General features: G+C 42.3%; 20 protein-coding genes. 19 read left to right on the top strand and 1 reads right to left on the bottom strand.

Going from position 1 to position 19,812, the window contains the following annotated elements; all coding sequences use genetic code 11:
• Positions 1-12: 12 nt before the first annotated feature.
• From ACZ5C4_RS15060 to ACZ5C4_RS14985, 16 genes are all read left to right on the top strand, one after another.
• Positions 13-2,226 carry an LTA synthase family protein gene (locus ACZ5C4_RS15060; protein ID WP_464521726.1) on the top strand — a complete coding sequence of 738 codons (2,214 nt, stop codon included), beginning with the start codon at positions 13-15 and terminating at the stop codon, positions 2,224-2,226.
• A 1-nt stretch (position 2,227) separates the two neighbouring features.
• Positions 2,228-3,508: a bifunctional folylpolyglutamate synthase/dihydrofolate synthase gene (locus ACZ5C4_RS15055; protein ID WP_464521725.1), complete on the top strand. Its 1,281-nt coding sequence runs from the start codon at positions 2,228-2,230 to the stop codon at positions 3,506-3,508.
• A 3-nt stretch (positions 3,509-3,511) separates the two neighbouring features.
• Positions 3,512-3,646, top strand: a complete 135-nt coding sequence (locus ACZ5C4_RS15050; protein ID WP_279287382.1) for a hypothetical protein — start codon at positions 3,512-3,514, stop codon at positions 3,644-3,646.
• Positions 3,647-3,668: 22 nt separating this feature from the next.
• Positions 3,669-5,021, top strand: coding sequence for a tetratricopeptide repeat protein (locus ACZ5C4_RS15045; RefSeq protein ID WP_464521724.1), 1,353 nt, complete (start codon positions 3,669-3,671; stop codon positions 5,019-5,021).
• 82 nt (positions 5,022-5,103) lie between these two features.
• Entirely contained in the window at positions 5,104-5,418 is a 315-nt protein-coding gene (locus ACZ5C4_RS15040) for an STAS domain-containing protein (protein ID WP_186877213.1), read from the top strand.
• Positions 5,415-5,870, top strand: coding sequence for an anti-sigma F factor (spoIIAB, locus tag ACZ5C4_RS15035; RefSeq protein WP_464521723.1), 456 nt, complete (start codon positions 5,415-5,417; stop codon positions 5,868-5,870). The genes ACZ5C4_RS15040 and spoIIAB overlap by 4 nt, the downstream gene beginning before the upstream one ends.
• Positions 5,849-6,565 (top strand): RNA polymerase sporulation sigma factor SigF, encoded by a 717-nt coding sequence (sigF, locus tag ACZ5C4_RS15030; RefSeq protein ID WP_186877175.1) that lies wholly within the window; start codon positions 5,849-5,851, stop codon positions 6,563-6,565. The genes spoIIAB and sigF overlap by 22 nt, the downstream gene beginning before the upstream one ends.
• A gap of 125 nt (positions 6,566-6,690) precedes the next feature.
• Positions 6,691-7,752, top strand: a complete 1,062-nt coding sequence (locus tag ACZ5C4_RS15025) for an NAD(P)-dependent alcohol dehydrogenase (RefSeq protein WP_464521722.1) — start codon at positions 6,691-6,693, stop codon at positions 7,750-7,752.
• 19 nt (positions 7,753-7,771) lie between these two features.
• Complete coding sequence (locus tag ACZ5C4_RS15020) at positions 7,772-8,758, top strand: GTP-binding protein (protein ID WP_464521721.1); 987 nt, start codon at positions 7,772-7,774, stop codon at positions 8,756-8,758.
• A gap of 225 nt (positions 8,759-8,983) precedes the next feature.
• The gene (locus ACZ5C4_RS15015) at positions 8,984-9,175 is read left to right on the top strand and encodes a hypothetical protein (protein ID WP_464521720.1); all 192 of its coding nucleotides are present in this window, start codon (positions 8,984-8,986) and stop codon (positions 9,173-9,175) included.
• On the top strand, positions 9,165-9,827 hold the full coding sequence (locus tag ACZ5C4_RS15010) for a stage V sporulation protein AA (RefSeq protein WP_464521719.1): 663 nt from the start codon (positions 9,165-9,167) through the stop codon (positions 9,825-9,827). The genes ACZ5C4_RS15015 and ACZ5C4_RS15010 overlap by 11 nt, the downstream gene beginning before the upstream one ends.
• The gene (locus ACZ5C4_RS15005; protein ID WP_464521718.1) at positions 9,787-10,203 is read left to right on the top strand and encodes a stage V sporulation protein AB; all 417 of its coding nucleotides are present in this window, start codon (positions 9,787-9,789) and stop codon (positions 10,201-10,203) included. Before ACZ5C4_RS15010 ends, ACZ5C4_RS15005 begins: the two co-directional genes overlap by 41 nt.
• A gap of 148 nt (positions 10,204-10,351) precedes the next feature.
• Positions 10,352-11,521, top strand: a complete 1,170-nt coding sequence (locus tag ACZ5C4_RS15000) for a BMP family ABC transporter substrate-binding protein (RefSeq protein WP_464521717.1) — start codon at positions 10,352-10,354, stop codon at positions 11,519-11,521.
• Between the two features lie 133 nt (positions 11,522-11,654).
• Positions 11,655-13,184 (top strand): ABC transporter ATP-binding protein, encoded by a 1,530-nt coding sequence (locus ACZ5C4_RS14995; RefSeq protein ID WP_464522358.1) that lies wholly within the window; start codon positions 11,655-11,657, stop codon positions 13,182-13,184.
• Complete coding sequence (locus ACZ5C4_RS14990; RefSeq protein ID WP_464521716.1) at positions 13,181-14,278, top strand: ABC transporter permease; 1,098 nt, start codon at positions 13,181-13,183, stop codon at positions 14,276-14,278. The genes ACZ5C4_RS14995 and ACZ5C4_RS14990 overlap by 4 nt, the downstream gene beginning before the upstream one ends.
• On the top strand, positions 14,271-15,263 hold the full coding sequence (locus ACZ5C4_RS14985) for an ABC transporter permease (protein WP_464521715.1): 993 nt from the start codon (positions 14,271-14,273) through the stop codon (positions 15,261-15,263). The genes ACZ5C4_RS14990 and ACZ5C4_RS14985 overlap by 8 nt, the downstream gene beginning before the upstream one ends.
• Before the next feature lie 629 nt (positions 15,264-15,892).
• Here ACZ5C4_RS14985 and ACZ5C4_RS14980 read toward each other — a convergent pair.
• Complete coding sequence (locus tag ACZ5C4_RS14980; protein WP_186877183.1) at positions 15,893-16,354, bottom strand: SpoVA/SpoVAEb family sporulation membrane protein; 462 nt, start codon at positions 16,352-16,354, stop codon at positions 15,893-15,895.
• A 200-nt stretch (positions 16,355-16,554) separates the two neighbouring features.
• On the opposite strand from ACZ5C4_RS14980, the gene ACZ5C4_RS14975 reads away from it, so the two are divergent.
• The 3 genes from ACZ5C4_RS14975 to ACZ5C4_RS14965 all read left to right on the top strand — a co-directional run bounded on the left by ACZ5C4_RS14975 (position 16,555) and on the right by ACZ5C4_RS14965 (position 19,695).
• Positions 16,555-17,565: a stage V sporulation protein AD gene (locus ACZ5C4_RS14975; RefSeq protein WP_464521714.1), complete on the top strand. Its 1,011-nt coding sequence runs from the start codon at positions 16,555-16,557 to the stop codon at positions 17,563-17,565.
• 15 nt (positions 17,566-17,580) lie between these two features.
• Positions 17,581-17,937 (top strand): stage V sporulation protein AE, encoded by a 357-nt coding sequence (gene spoVAE, locus ACZ5C4_RS14970; protein WP_186877185.1) that lies wholly within the window; start codon positions 17,581-17,583, stop codon positions 17,935-17,937.
• A gap of 117 nt (positions 17,938-18,054) precedes the next feature.
• Positions 18,055-19,695 (top strand): Na/Pi cotransporter family protein, encoded by a 1,641-nt coding sequence (locus tag ACZ5C4_RS14965; protein WP_464521713.1) that lies wholly within the window; start codon positions 18,055-18,057, stop codon positions 19,693-19,695.
• Positions 19,696-19,812: the final 117 nt, after the last annotated feature.

Below are 19,812 nucleotides of genomic sequence, written 5' to 3'. Positions count from 1 at the left end.
AAGAGGGTATACATGAAACGCATTCATATCAAAAAGCCTGATATAAAAGGATTCTTTTCAAAGATAAGAAATTTGAAAAAAGAGGATATAAAAAGACATTGGAAGGAACGTAAGGAGCGCCGTCAGAAAATATTAGAGGAACGCCGGAACAGCAGATTTGCAAAAAAGATGCAGCCTGTGTACCGGATGATGGATCGGTTTTCTCTGCCGCTTCATTATGTACTTGCATGTATATTGAACTTCTTTATCGAAGTAATTTCGAGACATTCCTTTTTTGAGGCTTGGGAGTATCTGACAGGATCACCAAAGGTATTCCTGTTTAACGCGTTTTTAATCTTTGCTACATTTTCTATTGTATATCTGGTGAGAAGAAGGCTGTTTGCACGTATTCTTTTAAGTGTATTTTGGTTGTTTTTAGGAACCTGTAATGGGTACTTGCTTTTAAAACGGGTTACACCGTTTAACGCTCAGGATCTGAAGGTGCTCTCTGATGCGTTGTCGCTTACGGGAAATTATTTTAATACATTTGAATTGATTCTTTTGATTGTCGGTATTGCCGCAGTGGTGCTGTGGGTCATATCTATGTGGCGCCGCGGGGGACAGTACACCGGTAAAATGCACCGTTTTATAGCGCTTTTGGGCGTGGTGTTTTGGATTGGCGCCTATGTGCTTCTGACAAATTTTGCAATTGATAAGAGAGTTGTTTCCAATTATTTTGGAAATATTGCATTTGCTTATGAAGACTATGGTTTTCCATATTGCTTTACGGCGAGTATTTTTAATACAGGTATTTCCAAACCGTCAGGATACAGTGAAGAAACGATGATGGAAATCAGTAATGACAGGGAGATTACTAAGAATGAGACAGGGAGGAGCGAAGAACAGCTTCCCAATATCATGTTTGTACAACTGGAATCCTTCTTTGATCCTACAGAGGTAGAGTGGCTGCAGTTTTCAGAGGATCCGATTCCAAATTTAAGAAAAATGTTCAATGAATATTCCAGCGGATATTTTAAGGCGCCTTCTGTAGGTGCGGGAACGGCAAATACAGAGTTTGAGGTTCTCACAGGAATGAGTATGCGTTTCTTTGGGCCTGGAGAATATCCCTATAAAACCTATGCCAAGACGAAGACTTTAGAGAGTGCTGCTACGGCGCTTACCAGTCTGGGCTACGGCACAGAAGCATTGCACAACAATGGCGGAAATTTCTATAGTCGTGCGCAGGTATTCAATCATATGGGATTTGATCATTTTACAAGCAAAGAGTTTATGAATATCCTGCAGACTACGCCGAATGGCTGGGCGACAGATGATATTCTGGTGCCGAATATCATGGAATCTATGGACACGACAGAAGGACAGGATTTTGTATTTACAATCAGTGTGCAGGGACATGGAGAATATCCAACGGAGAAAAAGATTGAGAACCCAGAGATTGTAGTCAGCGGTGTAGAAGATGAAGGAGAACGAAATGCCTGGGAATATTATGTCAACATGGTGCATGAGATGGACAAATTCGCAGGAGAATTGATCGAGGCAGTAGAAGAACGGGACGAACCGACCGTACTGGTATTCTACGGAGACCATCTTCCGACAATGGGACTGGAGGCAAAAGACTTAAAGAGCAAATATCTGTACAATACAAATTATGTCATTTGGGATAATATCGGTCTGGAGAAAAAAGATATGAATCTGGCGGCATACCAGATTATGGCGGAGGTATTTGAACGCCTGGATATTCATTCTGGCACAGTATTTAACTATCATCAGGAGAGAAGGCAGACGAAAAATTATCTGGCCGATTTAGAGCTTCTACAGTATGATCTCCTCTATGGCGAGCAGTACGTGTATGGAGATAAAGGGTGTCCTATCACGGAAGGGCATATGGTAATGGGCGTCAAAGATGCAGCCATCACAGAGGTAGTGGAGCAGCTGGACGGTACGTACAGCATATATGGTGAAAACTTTACGAAACAGAGCAAAGTATATATTAATGATGAAAAACAAAGCGGTACATTCCTAAATAATACAAGAATCGATCTAAAGGATTCCAAATTAGAGGATGGTGATATTATCAAGGTGGCTCAGGTTGGATCCAGCAATACAATTTTCAGGGAATCAGTGGAATATGAGTATAATGATGGAATACTGACAGAGGTTGCCAAAGAGGCGGATGCCGTAGAGACTGGACGAAATGCATTTATAGATAAGGAAACGAAAAAATAAGATGACATATGAGGAAGCGACAGATTATATTTTAAATATACCAAAATTTTCAAAGAAAAATAAACCTGCACATACAGAACAATTCCTTGCATACCTGGGAAATCCACAGGATCATATAAAAGTAGTGCATGTGGCGGGAACGAATGGAAAAGGCTCTGTGTGTGCGTATTTAAACGCCATGCTTTTAAGTGAAAAGAAAACGGTAGGAATGTTTACTTCTCCGCATCTTATAAAAATAAATGAAAGAATTATAATAAACGGCTGTGAAATAGAGGATGATGCGTTTGCCAGACTTTTTGAAGAAATATTAAAAGTGGTCGAACAGATGAGAGAAGCCGGACTGCCGCACCCTACTTTTTTTGAGTTTTTATTTGGCATGGCAATGACTGCATTTGCCAGAGTCGGCGTAGAGTATGTGGTCTTGGAAACCGGACTTGGAGGAAGGCTGGATGCGACGAATGTAGTAAAATATCCTGTTGCAACTGTCATCACTTCTATCGGAATGGATCATATGGAATATTTAGGCAGTACGCTTAGAGAGATTGCAGCAGAAAAGGCAGGAATTATAAAAAGCGGTGTTCCGGTATTTTTTGCAGAAGGACAGACAGAAAGTAACCAGATTATCGAAAAAAAGGCATACGAAATGAAATGCATGTGTAAAAAAATAGGGAAAGATGCGTACGAAATTCTAGGAATCAAGAAGAAACATATTGCATTTTCCTGTTCAAATGCGTATTATGGAGATACCACATGGAGCCTGAAAAATATTGGGATTTATCAGACAGAAAATGCGATGCTTGCAATGGAAACCATGCGGTTTTTATTTGGTGCAAAGGGACATCCCGACAGATGGAGAGGGGCGCTTTCGGTGCTTTGCCGTGCAGGCAGGATGGAAGAGATACTGCCGGATTTCTATATAGACGGAGCACACAATACAAGCGCAGTAGAAGCGTTCGCCAAAAGTGTATCAGAAGCGGAAAAAGAGAGAATCATTCTATTTTCTGCTGTACAGGAGAAAAATTATACAGAAATGATACATATCCTTTGTAAGGAGGTGCCGGCCGATTTTTACGTGGTGACAGCAATAGAGAACATACGGGCAGTACAGCCGGAGATACTAAAAGAGATTTTTCAGAAGTATACAGACAAGCCTGTCATAATGCAAAAGGATATAAAGCAGGCAGTGTCCTATATAAGAGAACATCGCCAGGGACGGACTGTCTACTGTCTGGGTTCTCTTTATCTGGCAGGCAGGATAAAAGAGCTTATGCAGGAGGTCTAAGAGATGTTGAATTATGAAGAAGAACTGAAGAAATTCAAGCCGAGTCTGGAAGTAGAAGATATTGAAGATGCTGTTTACCAGGAGGATTTGTCAGATATGACCGATCTTTTGAGAGAAGTAATGGACCAGACGAAGTAAAGAAAGATTATGGTGAGTATAAATGGATTATACGAAGAAAATCATATATCAGTCTAATTACTGGTATAATGATGGACTTAAGAAAGCACAGATACGCGACATGTCCGGCGCTGTTGTATCCCTTCGCAGGAGTCTGCAGTATAACCGGGGAAACATTGCGGCGCGCAATCTTTTGGGGCTTGTCTATTATGGCAGAGGTGAAGTGTCAGAGGGGCTTGTGGAATGGATCATCAGTAAGAATTTAAAGCCTCGTGATAATATAGCGAATTATTTTATCAATAAAGTACAGAATTCTGCGAGTAAGCTTGAGACAATAAACCAGGCGATAAAAAAATATAACCAGTGTCTTTCCTACTGCGCGCAGAATGGAGAAGACCTGGCGGTTATCCAGTTGAAAAAGGTGGTTGTCGACCACCCGTCCTTTTTAAAAGCATATCAGTTGCTTGCCCTGCTTTACCTGCATACGGAACAGTATGCGAAAGCGCGGCAGGTGCTAAAGACGGCGCGGAAACTGGATACAACCAACGAGATGACTCTGCGCTACATGCATGAGCTGATGAATGTCAAGGGAAAAAGAAACAAAAAGACAGAGAAAAATAAAAAAGGCGAGACCGTTGAGTATCATCTGGGAAATGAAACGATCATACAACCGAAAAATTCTGCGATAAAAGAGCTGGCAGGTCATTTTACTGTAATGAATATACTGGTGGGGGCAGCGATTGGAGCTGCTATCGTGTGGTTTTTGATTGCGCCTGCCGTAAATCAGTCAAAAACAGAGTCACATAATAAAGAAATACTAGAATACAGCGAGCAGATTAATTCTCTGGAATCCCAGGCAAGTGCATTGCAGAAAACATTGGATAACTATAGGGCTTCCGGTGAGGACGCTGAGGCAGATGCACAGACAGCGGCGCAGACGGTGGAAAGCTATGAAAATCTGATGACAGCCTCCTCACAGTATGACTCAGGCAGTTATTCAGAAGATGTGATTGCAGATACATTGATAAATGTAAACAGAGAGGTTTTGGGAGAATCAGGGCAGGCGCGCTATGATGAGCTGACAGGGAATATTTATCCGACTGCGTGTGATATAAAATACAATGCCGGCAATGCATCTCTGGAGGTCGCAAACTATGACAATGCAATTACGCAGCTGAGCGCTGTAGTGCGGATGGATGAATCCTATGATAACGGAGGAGCGCTCTTGAATCTTGGACTTGCCTATATGGGAAATGGGGACAACGACAATGCCATCACGTATTTGAAGCGTCTGACGGAGTTATTTCCGGATACGGATAAGGCGACGGAGGCGCAGACAAATCTGGATACAATTTCGCAGCAGCAGGCATCGGAGGATGGAAGTACGGAAGAATAAAAAGAGAGATTACGAAAGAGAAGGATATGTAACAGATGCATGTCCTTCTTTTTTAAATGGAACCAACAGGAGGAGTATAATTATGAAGTATCAGGTGCAGGAGAATTGCCTGACTATCTATCTGCCAAGAGAGGTAGATCATCATAACGCAGAAGCTATGAAGAGAGAGGCGGATAAGATTATAGAGAAAGATCATATCAAATATATTATATTTGATTTTGCTGACACAGACTTTATGGATAGTTCGGGAATCGGTGTTATCATGGGAAGATATAAGACAATCTGCCTGATAGGGGGAGAAATATGGGCAGTACATGCAAATAAAAGAATCCGTAAAATACTGACTTTGTCAGGGATGACAAAAATTATGCAGATATATGAGGAGGAAAAAGTATGAAAAACACAAATGAAATGGAGATTATTTTTGACAGCCGTTCATCAAATGAGGGATTTGCACGTGTGGCAGTGGCATCTTTTATGACGCAGTTAAATCCTACAGTGGAGGAGGTTTCCGATGTAAAAACGGCTGTGTCGGAAGCAGTGACAAATGCGATCATTCATGGATATGAAAATGAAATACATAAAATTTCTATTTTCTGTCAGATAGAGGAAAACCAGATCAGTGTGACAGTGGAGGACACAGGAAAAGGAATCGAGAATGTAGAGGAAGCAATGCAGCCTATGTACACGACAAAGCCCGAGCTGGAACGCTCCGGTATGGGATTTGCTTTTATGGAAGCATTTATGGACAGTGTGGAGGTTGAATCAGAGGTTGGACAGGGGACGAAGGTAAAAATGAAAAAAACTATTGGAAAAGGAAGGGAGTCATGGACCACACAATCGCTTTAATTAAAAAATCTCACGATGGGGATAAAGAAGCGAGGGAAAGGCTGGTGGAAGAAAATATCGGCCTGATATGGTGTGTGGTGAAACGGTTTCATGGCAGAGGTGCAGAAGCAGAAGACTTGTTTCAGATAGGGAGTATTGGTCTTTTGAAAGCAATTGATAAATTTGATTTATCTTATGATGTGAAATTTTCTACCTATGCTGTTCCTATGATTTCTGGTGAAATCAAGAGATTTTTAAGAGACGATGGAATGATTAAAGTAAGCCGTTCATTAAAGGAATTGTCCTATAAAAGCTTTCAGGCGAGAGAAGAATTGACAGGAAAGCTTGGAAGAGAGCCGACACTGGAAGAACTTGCAGATAAAATGCAGGTAGAGAAAGAAGAACTTGTACAGGCAATGGAAGCAGGGGGAGAGGTTGAATCTCTTTACCGTCCGATTCACCAGAAGGAGGGCAGTGAGATCCGCCTGGTGGACAAGCTGGAAGAAAAAGAACAGAAAGAAGAGAGGATACTGGATACAATGCTTTTAAAGCAACTGTTAGAAACACTGGAAAGCCAGGACAGGCAATTGATATATCTGCGTTACTTTGCAGATAAAACACAGGCTGATGTCGGAAAGATATTAGGAATTTCACAAGTTCAGGTATCCAGAATGGAGAAAAAAATTATAGAAAATCTGCGTAAAATGAGCAGATAGCAGAGAGGTAAAACCTTATCGGTAAAAATAGTCACAAACTTAACAATTTTTAAATTGTAATTACAATCATGCTTTGTTATAATCGACGAAACAGTAAATAATAATACTTAAAGGAGGTAAATGATATGAAAGGCTATGCAATGCTTAAAATTGGTGAATCTGGATGGATTGAGAAGGAAAGACCTCAGTGCGGGCCTATGGATGCAATCTGCCGTCCTCTGGCAGTTGCAATCTGTACGTCAGATGTCCATACTCTGTGGGAAGGCGCTATTGGAGAAAGACATAATATGATTCTTGGACATGAATGCTGTGCAGAGGTTGTAGAAGTAGGAGCGTTAGTAAAGGACTTTAAACCCGGCGACAGAGTGCTTGTCCCTGCGATCACTCCAGATTGGAATTCCTTAGAAGCACAGGCAGGATATTCTATGCATTCCGGCGGTATGCTGGCGGGATGGAAATTTTCTAATTTTAAAGATGGTGTATTTTCAGAATATTTCCATGTAAATGATGCAGACGGCAATCTTGCGCTTCTTCCATCTAATATTTCAACTGTAGATGCATGCATGCTTTCTGATATGGTTCCTACTGGATTTCATGGAGTAGAGCTTGCAGATGTACAGTTCGGAGATACAGTACTTGTAATAGGAATCGGGCCGGTTGGTCTTATGTCTGTGGCAGGTACGGCATTGCGCGGCGCTTCCAGAATTATCGCGGTTGGAACACGCAAAAATTGTGTGGAGGCTGCAAAATTGTATGGGGCGACAGACTTTGTGAGCTATAAAAATGGTACGATCGAAGAACAGGTACTGGAAATGACAGATGGAAAAGGAGTGGACAAAGTCGTAGTAGCAGGCGGAGGATGTGAAACATTCGAGTCAGCTGTTAAGTGCTTAAAGCCAGGTGGAAAAATCGGAAATGTCAACTATTTAGGAAGCGGAACCTATGTAACGATCCCGCGTGTAGAGTGGGGCGTTGGAATGGGACATAAACAGATTAACGGTGGTCTTATGCCGGGCGGACGTCTGCGTATGGAAAAGCTGGGGGCTTTAGTGGCTGCGGGCAAGTTGGATGTACATCCTCTGGCATCTCATGTATTTGAAGGCTGGGAGCATTTGGAAGAAGCGTTGTTTATGATGAGAGACAAGCCGGCAGATCTGATTAAGCCTGTTGTAAAGATTGCAGATTAATGAAGGAAGCAGCAGTGGTATGAAAATTTTAGTGGTATCCGGATTTCTGGGAGCAGGAAAAACGACATTTATCAAAGAACTGGCAAAGCGTACAAAAAAAGATTTTGCAGTGATGGAAAATGAATTTGGTGCGGTCGGGGTAGATGCGGATTTCCTGGAAGACGGCTTTTCTAAGGGAGATAAAACCTTGAATATATGGGAGATGACGGAAGGGTGCATCTGTTGTTCGGTGAAAACAGATTTTGCTACTTCTGTTCTGACAATTGCCAATACAGTGGATCCAGAATATCTGATCGTAGAGCCTACCGGCGTAGGAATGTTGAGCAGAATTATTGAAAATATCCGAAAAATTCAGTATGAACGCATTGGAATTCTAAAGCCGGTGACTATACTGAATGGGAAGATGTCCAGTCGGTATAAAGAGGAATTTCGGGAGATATATGAGGATCAGCTAAAGGCAGCAGGAACGGTTTTGATTTCCAAAATGGAAAATGCAGATTCCAAGGAGCTTGCAGCGCTTGGTGAAGAGATAAGCAGCATAAATCCAAAAGCAGAAATTTGTCTCACGCACTATACAAAACAGCCGCAGGAATGGTGGGATGCCCTCTTAGAACAAGACGAAGGGATACATGCATTAAAAGGAAAAGAGTCAAATGTGGAAGAAGTATCGCCTCTGGAAAGCATTGGCTTAAAAGAGGTGGGGCTGGGAAATGAAAACGAACTGCTTTTGTTTCTGCAGGGAATCGTGGCTGGAGTGTTCGGAGATATATGCAGAGCAAAAGGCTATATGAAGACAGGTACAGCATGGCTTAGATTTGATGTGGTAGAGCACACATATAGTATTACCGGTATAGAGGAGATGCCAGATTCAAAGGCAGTGTTCATTGGAAAAAATATCCGCAGAGCGCTGCTTCGGGAAGTGCTGCAAAGGAAGCTATACACAGAGGAGCAATTTAAAAGACCAAGAAAATCAGCACATCCTATGTTAAAAAGGAGCAGAATATAAAAGGAAATAACATAGACAGCTGGAGAAGTAGGAATACCTCTCCGGCTGTTTTTGTATAATAGGAAATTTTACCGCTTTGCGGTATTGCGGTGGCGCGCAAAGTGGACAAGTCTCTGAAGAGTGAGGGGCAGGGGAGTTGAAGTGGGCTTGCCCACTTTGTTTTTTTTCTGCATATTTTCAGCAAAAATCTGGATACTATATGTAGAAAGAGTCGTAAGGCACAAAATGAGAATTGTATGGAAAGGACAGGTGAAAAAAATGGGGCAGGGAAGAAAGAGAGTTTGGCTTTGCTTACTGGTTATCGTATTGGCAGCAGTTGTGACTGGAACGATCTATTATTATGGAAATACGGACAGGCAAAACAGCAGTGAAGGAGTGCTGATTCAAGGGACGGAGGTGCAGGAATATGCCGTCTAATCAGACACTATATCTGAAAGGAGAACGTAATATAGAAGTTACAAAGCAGGATGTTACTCTGGGAGATATTGTGTCTTTTGAGTGCAGTGACAAAACCTTGATTCCAAAAATCAAAGCCTTGCGTATTCTCAAAATACGTAAAAGCGGAAAACAGCGGTTTGTCATTTCTATACTAAAGATTATTGCTTGCATCCATGAAAAATATCCAGGGTTGGAAATACAAAATTTAGGAGAACAGGATATTATTGTAACATACGAAGATCAAAAAACTCCGGCGCTCATTTGGCATATAGCAAAGACGGCGGTTGTAGTGCTGATTACATTCTGCGGCGCCGCATTTTCCATTATGGCATTTAACAATGATGTGGATGTGACGAAGCTGTTTGAACAAATTTATGAGCTGGTGACAGGCAATCCTACGGATGGATTTACAATTCTGGAGGTATCCTATTCAATCGGGCTTACAATTGGAATACTAGTATTTTTTAACCATTTTGGAAAGAAGCGGTTTACAGTAGATCCGACTCCGATGGAGGTGCAGATGCGCCTCTATGAAAATGATATTCAGACAACACTAGTGGAAGATGCGTCCAGAAAGGAGGAAGAATTGGATGTGGGGCAGTCAAATTCTTCTGGCAGTCATCGGCATTAGCGCCGGTATTGTAGTTGCGGGGGGACTTTTTTCATTTATTATAGAGCTGGGAGTGGTAGCAGATTTCGCGGATCGTACGCATACAGCGGACAAAATACTATTGTATGAGGACAGTGTAGCGTTTGGGGGGATTCTGGGCAATCTATTTTTCGTCTTTCAGATAGAGATCCCGTATGGCCTCTGGCTGCTTCCTGTATTTGGCCTTCTTGCAGGAATCTTTGTGGGCTGCTGGGCAATGGCTCTGGCGGAAATATTAAATGTTTTTCCGGTATTTATAAGAAGAGCCAAAATCGTAAGATATATTCCACTTTTTATATTGAGTATGGCGATAGGAAAAGGAATTGGAGCCTGTCTGTTCTTCTTTCAGAGATGGTAGTTTCCGTTATTGACTTCTTTTGTATTTAGGTGTACAATCTATATGGTAAATATAAAGCTATCCACAATGCAGTTCAACATTCGGATAGCTGTTTTTTTTCTGTAGGAAACCTGCAGGAAAAGGATTCATAAAGGAGGAAAAAGAGCATATGAAAAAGAAAGTGCTAAGTGCAGTGCTGTGTGCGGCAATGATTGTCGGCATTGTTGCAGGATGCGGAGCGCCGGCGGCAGAGACAGGCGGTTCAGATGATGCGAAGAAAACAGAAGCTTCAGGAGGAATTGCAAAAGAGGACATTAAGGTTGGATTTGTGCATATTTCTGATCCAAGTGATATGGGGTATACGTATAATCAAGATCTTGGCACACAAGAGATGCAGAAAGAGCTGGGACTTTCAGACGACCAGATTGTAAACAAATATAACGTACCAGAAGGCGCGGAGTGTGATACTGCTCTTCGTGAACTGGTTGACGCAGGATGTAATATTATCTTTGCCACGAGCTTTGGATATGAAGATTATGTAAAAGAAGTAGCAGCAGAATATCCGGACATACAGTTTTGCCATGCGACAGGACTCCAGGCAAAGGATTCTGGTTTAGATAACTTCCACAATTATTTTGCTTCTATTTATGAGGGACGTTATCTGGCAGGAATTGCGGCAGGAATGAAAACAGAGAGCAATAAACTCGGATATGTTGCAGCATTTCCATTTGCAGAAGTAATCAGTGGATATACAGCATTTTATCTGGGAGCAAAAAGTGTAAATCCAGATGTTACAATGGATATTATGTATACAAACTCCTGGAATGATCCAACGGTAGAATCTCAGGTAGCAAAGGCGTTAATTGAGCGTGGATGTGATGTGATTTCTCAACATTCTGATTCCACAGCACCAGCTACAACAGCAGAGGAAAACGGCGTATGGCAGGTTGGATACAACAATGATATGAGTGAGGCAGCTCCGAATGCTTCTTTGATTTCTCCGCGTATTGACTGGGGAATCTACGTAACAGAGGCAGTACAGGCAGTGATCGACGGAGAAGAAATTCCGGTAGATTGGTGCAAGGGATATAAAGACGGAGCAGTATATCTTTCTCCATTAAACGAAGCAATTGCTGCTGAGGGAACCCAGGAGGCAATTGATGAAGCCGCTGCTGCTATTGAAGCAGGAGAACTTCATGTATTCGCAGGTCCACTGAAAGGCGTAAGCCCAGAGGGAGAAGAATATGAAGTAAAAGAAGGCGAATATTACCATGAGCAGGAAGAACAGTCCGCACCGTCCTGGTTGTATATTATTGACGGATGCAATGTAGTGGAATAGTCTGCTTACATGCAAACGATTAAAAAAAGAGGGGTGTCGGTTTTTCGGCACCTCTCAATTTTATCGCTGGAATACAAATGAGAATCTAAAGGAGGGTGAAGAATTGGGTGCGACGACAGAATATGCTGTGAAAATGCATGGTGTCACAAAGACATTCGGAAAAGTAACCGCAAATAAAGATGTAAATCTGGAATTGAAAAACGGGGAAATTCTGGCGCTTCTAGGAGAAAATGGGAGTGGAAAAACGACTCTGATGAATATGCTCTCAGGAATATATTTTCCGGATCATGGAGAAATATATGTAAACGGGAAGGCGGTCACGATCCGTTCACCTAGAGATGCATTTTCTCTTGGAATTGGAATGATTCATCAGCATTTTAAATTGGTGGATGTCCTGACAGCGGCGGAGAACATTGTCCTGGGACTGGAAGGAAAGGCTGTTGTAAATAGGAAAGAAGTCAATAAAAAAGTGGCAGAGCTGGCTTCACGCTATGGATTTGAAATAGAACCGGCGAAGAAGATTTACAACATGTCTGTTTCGGAAAAGCAGACGGTTGAAATATTGAAAGTTCTGTATAGAGGTGCAGATATTCTGATATTGGATGAGCCTACTGCAGTTTTGACTCCGCAGGAGACGGACAAGCTGTTTGCGGTGCTTAAGAATATGAAAAAAGATGGTAAATCTATTATTATCATCACACATAAATTGCAGGAAGTGCTGGCAATTTCAGATCGGGTTGCTATCCTAAGAAAAGGAGAATATATTGGCGCAGTAAATACGGAGCAGACAAACCAGGCTCAGCTTACTGAAATGATGGTCGGGCGCCCGATTAGTTTGGAGATTGAAAGAACGGCTGTCAAACGAGGGCCGGAAAGACTGCAGGTGATCGATTTGACCTGTTTAAATGGAGATGGGATAAAAGCTCTGGACAATGTCTCCTTTACCGCATATGGAGGAGAAATTTTGGGAGTTGCGGGGATTGCCGGAAGCGGGCAGAAAGAGTTATGCGAGGTAATCGCAGGATTGTATCCATCTATTGGTGGTTCTGTCTTGTACAATGGCTCAGATGAGAAGGAACCTGTGAAAGAGAGAATACTTGGACTAAAGCCAGATGAAATTGTAAAAAAAGGAATTTCTATGGCGTTTGTCCCAGAAGATCGTCTCGGAATGGGACTTGTGGCGAATATGGATATGACGGACAATTGTCTTTTGCGCAGCTACAAAAATAAGAAAGGGATTTTTGTAGACCGGAAAACTCCAAAGGAACTGGCACAAAGACTAATTGGTGAGCTTGAAATCGTCACTCCGGGAGTAGAGACTCCTGTGGGAAGATTATCAGGCGGTAATGTACAGAAAGTACTTTTAGGCAGGGAGATTGCATGTAATCCTTCTGTACTGATTGTAGCGTATCCTGTAAGAGGACTGGACATTAATTCTTCTTATCGTATTTATGATTTATTAAATGAACAGAAGAAAAAAGGCGTAGCTGTTATCTTTATCGGGGAGGATCTAGACGTGCTCATGCAGCTTTCAGATCGTATTATGGTAATGTGCGGCGGAAAGATAAGCGGAATTGTGAATCCCTGTGAAGTTACAAAAGAGGATATTGGGCTTATGATGATACATACGGAAGATACAAGCGAGAAGGAGGTGAGCGCATGAGCTCAAATGCAGGACAGATGAAAGAGCCGTTTATTCGCATGGCAAAAAGAGATGCTCTTTCACAACAGAAAGCATGGGGGATACGGGGCGTTGCATTTCTTCTCTCTTTAGTGACAGGAGGACTTTTGATTCTGGCATTGGGACATAATCCTTTTTCTGTCTATGCTTCGATGATAAAGGGAGCTTGGGGGTCACGCACAGTTATCCATGAAACAATCAAAATAGCAGTGCCTCTTTTAATCACAGCGATTGGGATTTCTTTCGCATTCAAGATGAAGTTCTGGAATATAGGCGGAGAAGGACAGATTCTAGTAGGCGCAGTGGCTGCGGGTGCATTTGGCTTGTTCACTGCTCACATATTTCCCAAATTGCCGCTTGTCATTTTGATGATGCTTGCCGGAATTGTAGCCGGAGGAATTTATGGGCTACTGCCTGCGGTCTGTAAAGCAAAATGGGGAACCAATGAGACTTTGTTTACTTTGATGTTAAACTACATAGCGCTGGCCTTTGTAAAATATTTGATGAATGGGCCATGGAAAGCAGAAGGAAGCAGTTATCCTAAAATTGGTATGCTTGTGCCTGGTGCCAGATTGACAAAGGTATTTGGCGTACACTGGGGCTGGATTCTTGCGCTGGTTCTGGTAGTAGCAGCTTATATTTATTTTAACAAGACGAAACAAGGGTATGAGATTGCTGTTGTAGGGGAAAGTAATAATACGGCGCGTTATGCGGGAATTAATGTAAGTAAAGTGTTTATCCGTACAATGTTTCTCTCAGGCGCCCTGTGCGGTCTGGTAGGGATGCTGCAGTTTGCGGGGGCGGATTATACGATTACAGAGGGAACTGCCGGAGGTGTTGGTTTCACTGCGATTACGGTGGCGTGGCTGGCGAAGATGAATCCGTTCGGCATGTTGGTTGTATCTGTGTTTATTGCAATGTTGGAAAGAGGGGCAAACACAATTCAGACAAACTTTAAGATTCCGGCATCTGCTTCAGACCTGTTAATCGGTATCATTCTGTTTTTCATGCTGGGATGTGAGTTCTTTATTTCCTACCGGCTGATTCGCAGAGGAAAGGAGGAGACACATGCTTAGTACATTAAACAGTCTGTTTATTGCGGCAGTGCTCGCGGGAACTCCACTCCTTCTAGGAGCGCTGGGAGAGATTTTGACAGAAAAATCTGGAAATTTAAATCTCGGTGTAGAAGGTATGATGTTTATGGGGGCGATTACCGGGCTGGCTGGTTCTTATTATTATGAACAAGGTGTTGTAAAGGCCGGCGGAGATCCCAGCGGCGTGTTATCTGCTTTGATTGCCTTAATTGTTTCTTTTCTGGCAGGAGCACTTGGAGCATTGATTTATGCATTCCTTACGATATCACTTCGGGCAAATCAGAATGTAACAGGTCTGACCCTCACGATATTTGGTACAGGATTTGGCAATTTTTTTGGTGAATATATTGGGCAGAAAGCAGGAGGATATGTGGCAGTATCCGAAGTGACGAAGAATGCATTTTCTAAACTGCATATTCCTGTGCTGTCAGACATTCCGGTACTCGGAAAGCTTTTGTTCCAGTACAATTGGGTGGTATATTTTGCCATTGTTGTTGCAATTATCATGGGGTGGGTATTTAATAAATCCCGTATTGGATTGAATTTAAGGGCAGTGGGAGAGGATCCGGCGACTGCGGACGCAGCGGGAATCTCAATCACAAAATATAAGTATATTGCAACGGTAGTGGGCGGAGGCATCTGTGGAATTGGCGGTATGTATATGAGCATGGTTACAACCTCTGGTGTGTGGGTGCACGGATGCGTTAGCGGCTACGGATGGCTGGCAGTTGCTTTAGTTATTTTTGCTACCTGGAGTCCGGCGCGAGGCATGCTTGTTGCGCTGATTTTCGGCGGTTTGACAATTATGCGTATGTATGTAAACATTCCTGGATTACCTGCGCAGATTTATGATATGCTGCCATATGTGGCAACGATTATCGTGTTGATTGTCACAAGTATGAGACAAAGCAAAGAACATGCACAGCCAAAAAGTTGCGGAAATAACTACTTCAGAGAAGAAAGATAGAAATATAACGAAGCAACAAGCAGTGCGAAAAGAACAGGCAAACTCTGTGTCATGCTTGCATGTAAACAGAAATTTGTCTGCTTCTTTTCATTCGGCGACTGCCGATAGCGAAATGAAGCGTATGCCAAATTGAGCTGGCACTGCGAAAGCTAACAAAAATAATCCGCGCAAGAGGGCGTGTATTGCAACGTTCGTCAGGGCTTCGCCGGAATTCCTCACTTTTGCAACACACGCCCTCTTGCGCTTACACTTTCGCCAGCTTAAGTTTATAATTTCAGACAGAAAAGAACCGATTTCACGCTGCTACAGACTCCCAGTCAGAGGTTTTTCCTTCGTCTATAGGAAGGTGGCGTCCTAACTGAAATTCATAAAAAAGAGAACGGCTTCACGTTGTTATAGACCTCCAATTAGAAGTATCTATACTACTTCTGATTGGAAATGCATAGCAGCGTGAAGCCGATTTTTTCCGTTACGAATTATAAACTTAAGCTGGAGAAAGTGTGAGTGTGAAAGAGATGCTTTGCGTGAGTGAGGAATTTCGGCGAAGCCCTGACGAACGATGCAAAGCATCTCTTTCACACGTCCCTTTTGTCGCTTAAATTTTATATTTTGTCAGTTAACGTTATATTTTATTTTATGATTGTCCATATCCAGTATAGCAGTCCAAGTCCCCAGCTTATGGTGATGCCATACAGTATTACAGGGCCGGCTATGGTAAAGATCTTGCAGCCGATACCAAAAACCTGACCTTCTTTTTTGTATTCGATTGCCGGGGCTGCTACAGAGTTAGCAAAACCGGTGATTGGCACGAGCGCGCCGGCTCCACCCCACTTTGCCAAACGCGGATAGAGATTCGTTCCTGTTAAAATGACGCTCATTAAAATAAGAAGCATAGAAGTCCAGCTGCTACAATCATCTTTGGAAAGATTTTGCAGCTCACAGTAATGGTAGATAACTTGACCGATAAAACAAATCATACCCCCAGTGAAAAATGCTTTTATCATATTAAGCCATACGTTATGAACAGGCGTTTTTGTTTTAACATATTTTTCATATTGTTTCTGCTGTTTCATTTTTTGTACACGATCCATTATAAAATCCTCCTTTTTGGTTAGTATTCTTAAAAAAAGGAAAAATATACATATGATAGAAAATGTACATCCAAAAGGGCATACCGTAACTTATTCCCTTCGGGATGGCGGGCTTTGCCCGATAAGGTATATTTTTACGTTATATTAGAGATAATAAAGAAGAAAAAAGCTGGAATTTCAGGAAAAAGTGAGGAAAGACTATGGAACAGATTAGAGGAAGCCAGAGTATTGAATTTACACAGGCCCCTTTTTTGATCAGCAGTGCATCAGTAGTTGGCAGCAAAGAGTCAGAGGGGCCTCTGGGAAAATTGTTTGATATGGTTAATCAGGATGACTTGTTTGGGGCGCAGACATGGGAGGAAGCAGAAAGTACAATGCAGAAAGAGGCGTGTGTGCTGGCATTGGGAAAAGCACATGTGGACGCGGAAAAAGTACGATATTTATATGGGGGAGATTTATTGCGTCAGGGAATTGCAACTTCGATGGGAGTGGAAGCCCTTCAGATTCCAATGTTTGGTTTATATGGTGCATGTTCAACATCAGGAGAGGCGCTGGCTTTAAGTGCAATGAGTGTTGCCGCAGGGTATGGAGAGTATATGCTGGCTGTTACATCTAGCCATTTTGGAAGTGCGGAAAAAGAATTCCGGTTTCCATTAGGATATGCAAATCAGAGACCGTTATCTGCGCATTGGACTGTAACAGGAAGCGGAGCGTTTCTTGTAGGGACACAAAAGAGTCATGTAAGAATATCAGGCGTAACAGTAGGAAAAATCGTGGACTATGGGTTGAAGGATTCACAGAATATGGGAGCATGTATGGCTCCTGCAGCAACAGACACAATTGTACAGAATATGAAAGACTTTGGGAGAAATCCAGAAGATTACGACAGAATTATTACAGGAGATCTGGGGTATATCGGACAGTCTATTTTATTTGATTTGGTAAAAGGAAAAGGATATGACATAAAGAGCAAACATATGGACTGCGGCATGACGATTTTTGACCAGGAGACACAAGATACACATGCAGGCGGAAGCGGCTGCGGTTGTGCAGCAGTGACACTTGCTGCGTTTATCCTACCCAAAATAGAAAAGGGAGAATGGAAACGTATACTTTTCGTACCTACAGGTGCGTTAATGTCTACGGTAAGCTTTAACGAAGGTGCAAGTGTGCCTGGTATTGCTCATGGGATTGTATTGGAACATTGTTAATAGGAGGAAAGAAGGATGGATTACGTAAAAGCATTTTTAATCGGCGGTTTGTTGTGCGCGGTAATACAGATTTTATTAGATCGGACGAAACTAATGCCAGGAAGAGTGATGGTACTTCTTGTATGCTCAGGTGCCGTTTTAGGTTTCTGCAATATTTATGAACCATTTTTGGAGTTTGCTAAGTCAGGCGCGAGTGTTCCTCTTCTTGGCTTTGGCAATGTACTGTGGCAGGGAGTAAAAGAAGCTGTAGACAAACATGGATTTATAGGAATTTTTATGGGAGGCTTTAAAGCAAGCGCAGTGGGAATTTCTGCGGCACTGATTTTTGGTTATCTGGCCTCCTTTATCTTTGAACCGAAGATGAAAAAATAAAAGTAAAATATAAGTAAAATTTTGTTGTTTTTTGAGGATGATAATGTTATCGTAATTATGTACTGTGTTTTTATATGGTATGAAGGATAAAATGAGGGAACACCTTAGGAGGAAATTATGAATTATGTAAGCATCATCATCCCCTTTGTCGGGGGTCTGGGAATGTTTATTTACGGCATGCAGATTATGGCGCAGGGACTTGAAAATGCAGCCGGAAGCAAGATGAAAACACTGCTGGAAGCTCTGACAAAGAATAAATTCTTTGGTGTACTGCTCGGTGCTCTGATTACGGCAGTAATCCAAAGTTCATCGGCCACGACTGTTATGGTGGTAGGGTTTGTAAATGCAGGCATTATGAACTTGACGCAGGCAATGGGCGTTATAATGGGGGCAAATATTGGAACAACAGTGACGGGATGGCTTGTGTCCAGTGTAGAATGGGCAAAGTTTTTAAGTCCGGGCAATCTTGCTCCGATTGCAGTTATGGCCGGAGTCATTGTAATGCTGACAGGGAAGAGACGTTCTACAAAAGATATTGCAAGTATTATCATTGGATTCGGACTTTTATTTATTGGTATTACAACTATGTCATCGGCTGTAGCGCCGTTGGAGGAATCAGAAGGATTCCGCAACATTTTCGTAACTTTAGGACATAACCCTTTCTTGGGAATTATCGCCGGAGCAGTTGTCACCGCGGTGATTCAGAGCTCTTCTGCGTCAGTGGGGATTTTGCAGAGCCTTGCAGCGGCGGGGCTGGTTCCATTCAACGCCGCAGTATATATTATTATGGGGCAGAATATCGGTACTTGTGTAACGGCGATTATGTCTAGTATCGGTGCGAAGAAAACAGCAAAAACAGCAGCAATTATGCATTTGCTTTTCAATATTATAGGCACGATTATTTTCAGCATAGCCGGAATTTTGTTCTTTGCAGTTATCAATCCGCAGGCCGGTTTGGGAATGATTACACAGACAGAGATCAGTACAGTGCATACGATTTTCAATATTGGAACAACGATTATCTTATTCCCTGTTTCTGATTGGATTATCAAGCTTGCAAAGAAAATTGAAAAAGAAGACAAGACTGAAGTGGATGATAACAAAGTACTTCTGGATGAAAGAATGCTGGAAACACCGGGAATCGCACTCCAGTCAGTTGTAAGTGAAGTATGCCGTATGGGTAGAATCGTGAAGGATACAATGGACAAATCAAAATCAGTGATGTTTACAAAGGACTATCAGAATATTCTTGACATTAAAGAGGAAGAAAATACAGTGGATGGACTGTGCAGTGGAATTACCAATTATGTGATTAAGTTAAATTCTCTGTCTATCAATGAGAGAGAGCATCAGCATATTGCCAGTCTGCTGCAGATTATTTCTGATATAGAGCGTGTCAGTGATTATTGTGAAAACATTTCTGAGTTTGCGGAAACACTGAAGGAAAGAAAGACGATGTTTTCCGATGTGGGAAGCGAAGAACTAAAAGAAATGATAGAGGTCTGCGCAGACAGCTTCCGTTATGCGGTAGAGGCTTTGGAAGAGCACAGTAAAGAGAAAGCCTTGAAAGTGATTGAAAAGGAAAGTCAGGCAGATGAATTGGAGATCCGACTGCGTGCAGAGCATATGAAACGCCTTGCAAAGAATCAATGCAATACAGATGCGGGAATTGTATTTTTGGACGCGTTGGTATGCTTGGAGAGGATCTCTGACCATTCCAGAAATATAGCTGAAGAGATTCTCACGATTACAGCGTAAGTAAGGAGTGCCAGTTGTTAATTTTTATATTTGGTATGTAAATTATGAGAACGCGCAGGGGCCAAAAGGAAGGAATATCCATTAAAAGTGTCCGAGGTTCCTGCGCGTACAAGAGGG

Source organism: Mediterraneibacter flintii (assembly GCF_055387595.1).
The sequence above is the reverse complement of the archived record's forward strand: the minus strand, read 5'-3'. Positions and strand labels throughout refer to the sequence as shown.

Excerpts from the sequence above, each read along its gene's own strand:
- ACZ5C4_RS15060 (WP_464521726.1), top strand. The coding sequence starts at position 13 with ATGAAACGCATTCATATCAAAAAGCCTGATATAAAAGGATTCTTTTCA.
- ACZ5C4_RS15055 (WP_464521725.1), top strand. The coding sequence starts at position 2,228 with ATGACATATGAGGAAGCGACAGATTATATTTTAAATATACCAAAATTT.
- ACZ5C4_RS15050 (WP_279287382.1), top strand. The coding sequence starts at position 3,512 with ATGTTGAATTATGAAGAAGAACTGAAGAAATTCAAGCCGAGTCTGGAA.
- ACZ5C4_RS15045 (WP_464521724.1), top strand. The coding sequence starts at position 3,669 with ATGGATTATACGAAGAAAATCATATATCAGTCTAATTACTGGTATAAT.
- ACZ5C4_RS15040 (WP_186877213.1), top strand. The coding sequence starts at position 5,104 with ATGAAGTATCAGGTGCAGGAGAATTGCCTGACTATCTATCTGCCAAGA.
- spoIIAB (WP_464521723.1), top strand. The coding sequence starts at position 5,415 with ATGAAAAACACAAATGAAATGGAGATTATTTTTGACAGCCGTTCATCA.
- sigF (WP_186877175.1), top strand. The coding sequence starts at position 5,849 with ATGGACCACACAATCGCTTTAATTAAAAAATCTCACGATGGGGATAAA.
- ACZ5C4_RS15025 (WP_464521722.1), top strand. The coding sequence starts at position 6,691 with ATGAAAGGCTATGCAATGCTTAAAATTGGTGAATCTGGATGGATTGAG.
- ACZ5C4_RS15020 (WP_464521721.1), top strand. The coding sequence starts at position 7,772 with ATGAAAATTTTAGTGGTATCCGGATTTCTGGGAGCAGGAAAAACGACA.
- ACZ5C4_RS15015 (WP_464521720.1), top strand. The coding sequence starts at position 8,984 with ATGAGAATTGTATGGAAAGGACAGGTGAAAAAAATGGGGCAGGGAAGA.
- ACZ5C4_RS15010 (WP_464521719.1), top strand. The coding sequence starts at position 9,165 with ATGCCGTCTAATCAGACACTATATCTGAAAGGAGAACGTAATATAGAA.
- ACZ5C4_RS15005 (WP_464521718.1), top strand. The coding sequence starts at position 9,787 with ATGTGGGGCAGTCAAATTCTTCTGGCAGTCATCGGCATTAGCGCCGGT.
- ACZ5C4_RS15000 (WP_464521717.1), top strand. The coding sequence starts at position 10,352 with ATGAAAAAGAAAGTGCTAAGTGCAGTGCTGTGTGCGGCAATGATTGTC.
- ACZ5C4_RS14995 (WP_464522358.1), top strand. The coding sequence starts at position 11,655 with ATGCATGGTGTCACAAAGACATTCGGAAAAGTAACCGCAAATAAAGAT.
- ACZ5C4_RS14990 (WP_464521716.1), top strand. The coding sequence starts at position 13,181 with ATGAGCTCAAATGCAGGACAGATGAAAGAGCCGTTTATTCGCATGGCA.
- ACZ5C4_RS14985 (WP_464521715.1), top strand. The coding sequence starts at position 14,271 with ATGCTTAGTACATTAAACAGTCTGTTTATTGCGGCAGTGCTCGCGGGA.
- ACZ5C4_RS14980 (WP_186877183.1), bottom strand. The coding sequence starts at position 16,354 with ATGGATCGTGTACAAAAAATGAAACAGCAGAAACAATATGAAAAATAT.
- ACZ5C4_RS14975 (WP_464521714.1), top strand. The coding sequence starts at position 16,555 with ATGGAACAGATTAGAGGAAGCCAGAGTATTGAATTTACACAGGCCCCT.
- spoVAE (WP_186877185.1), top strand. The coding sequence starts at position 17,581 with ATGGATTACGTAAAAGCATTTTTAATCGGCGGTTTGTTGTGCGCGGTA.
- ACZ5C4_RS14965 (WP_464521713.1), top strand. The coding sequence starts at position 18,055 with ATGAATTATGTAAGCATCATCATCCCCTTTGTCGGGGGTCTGGGAATG.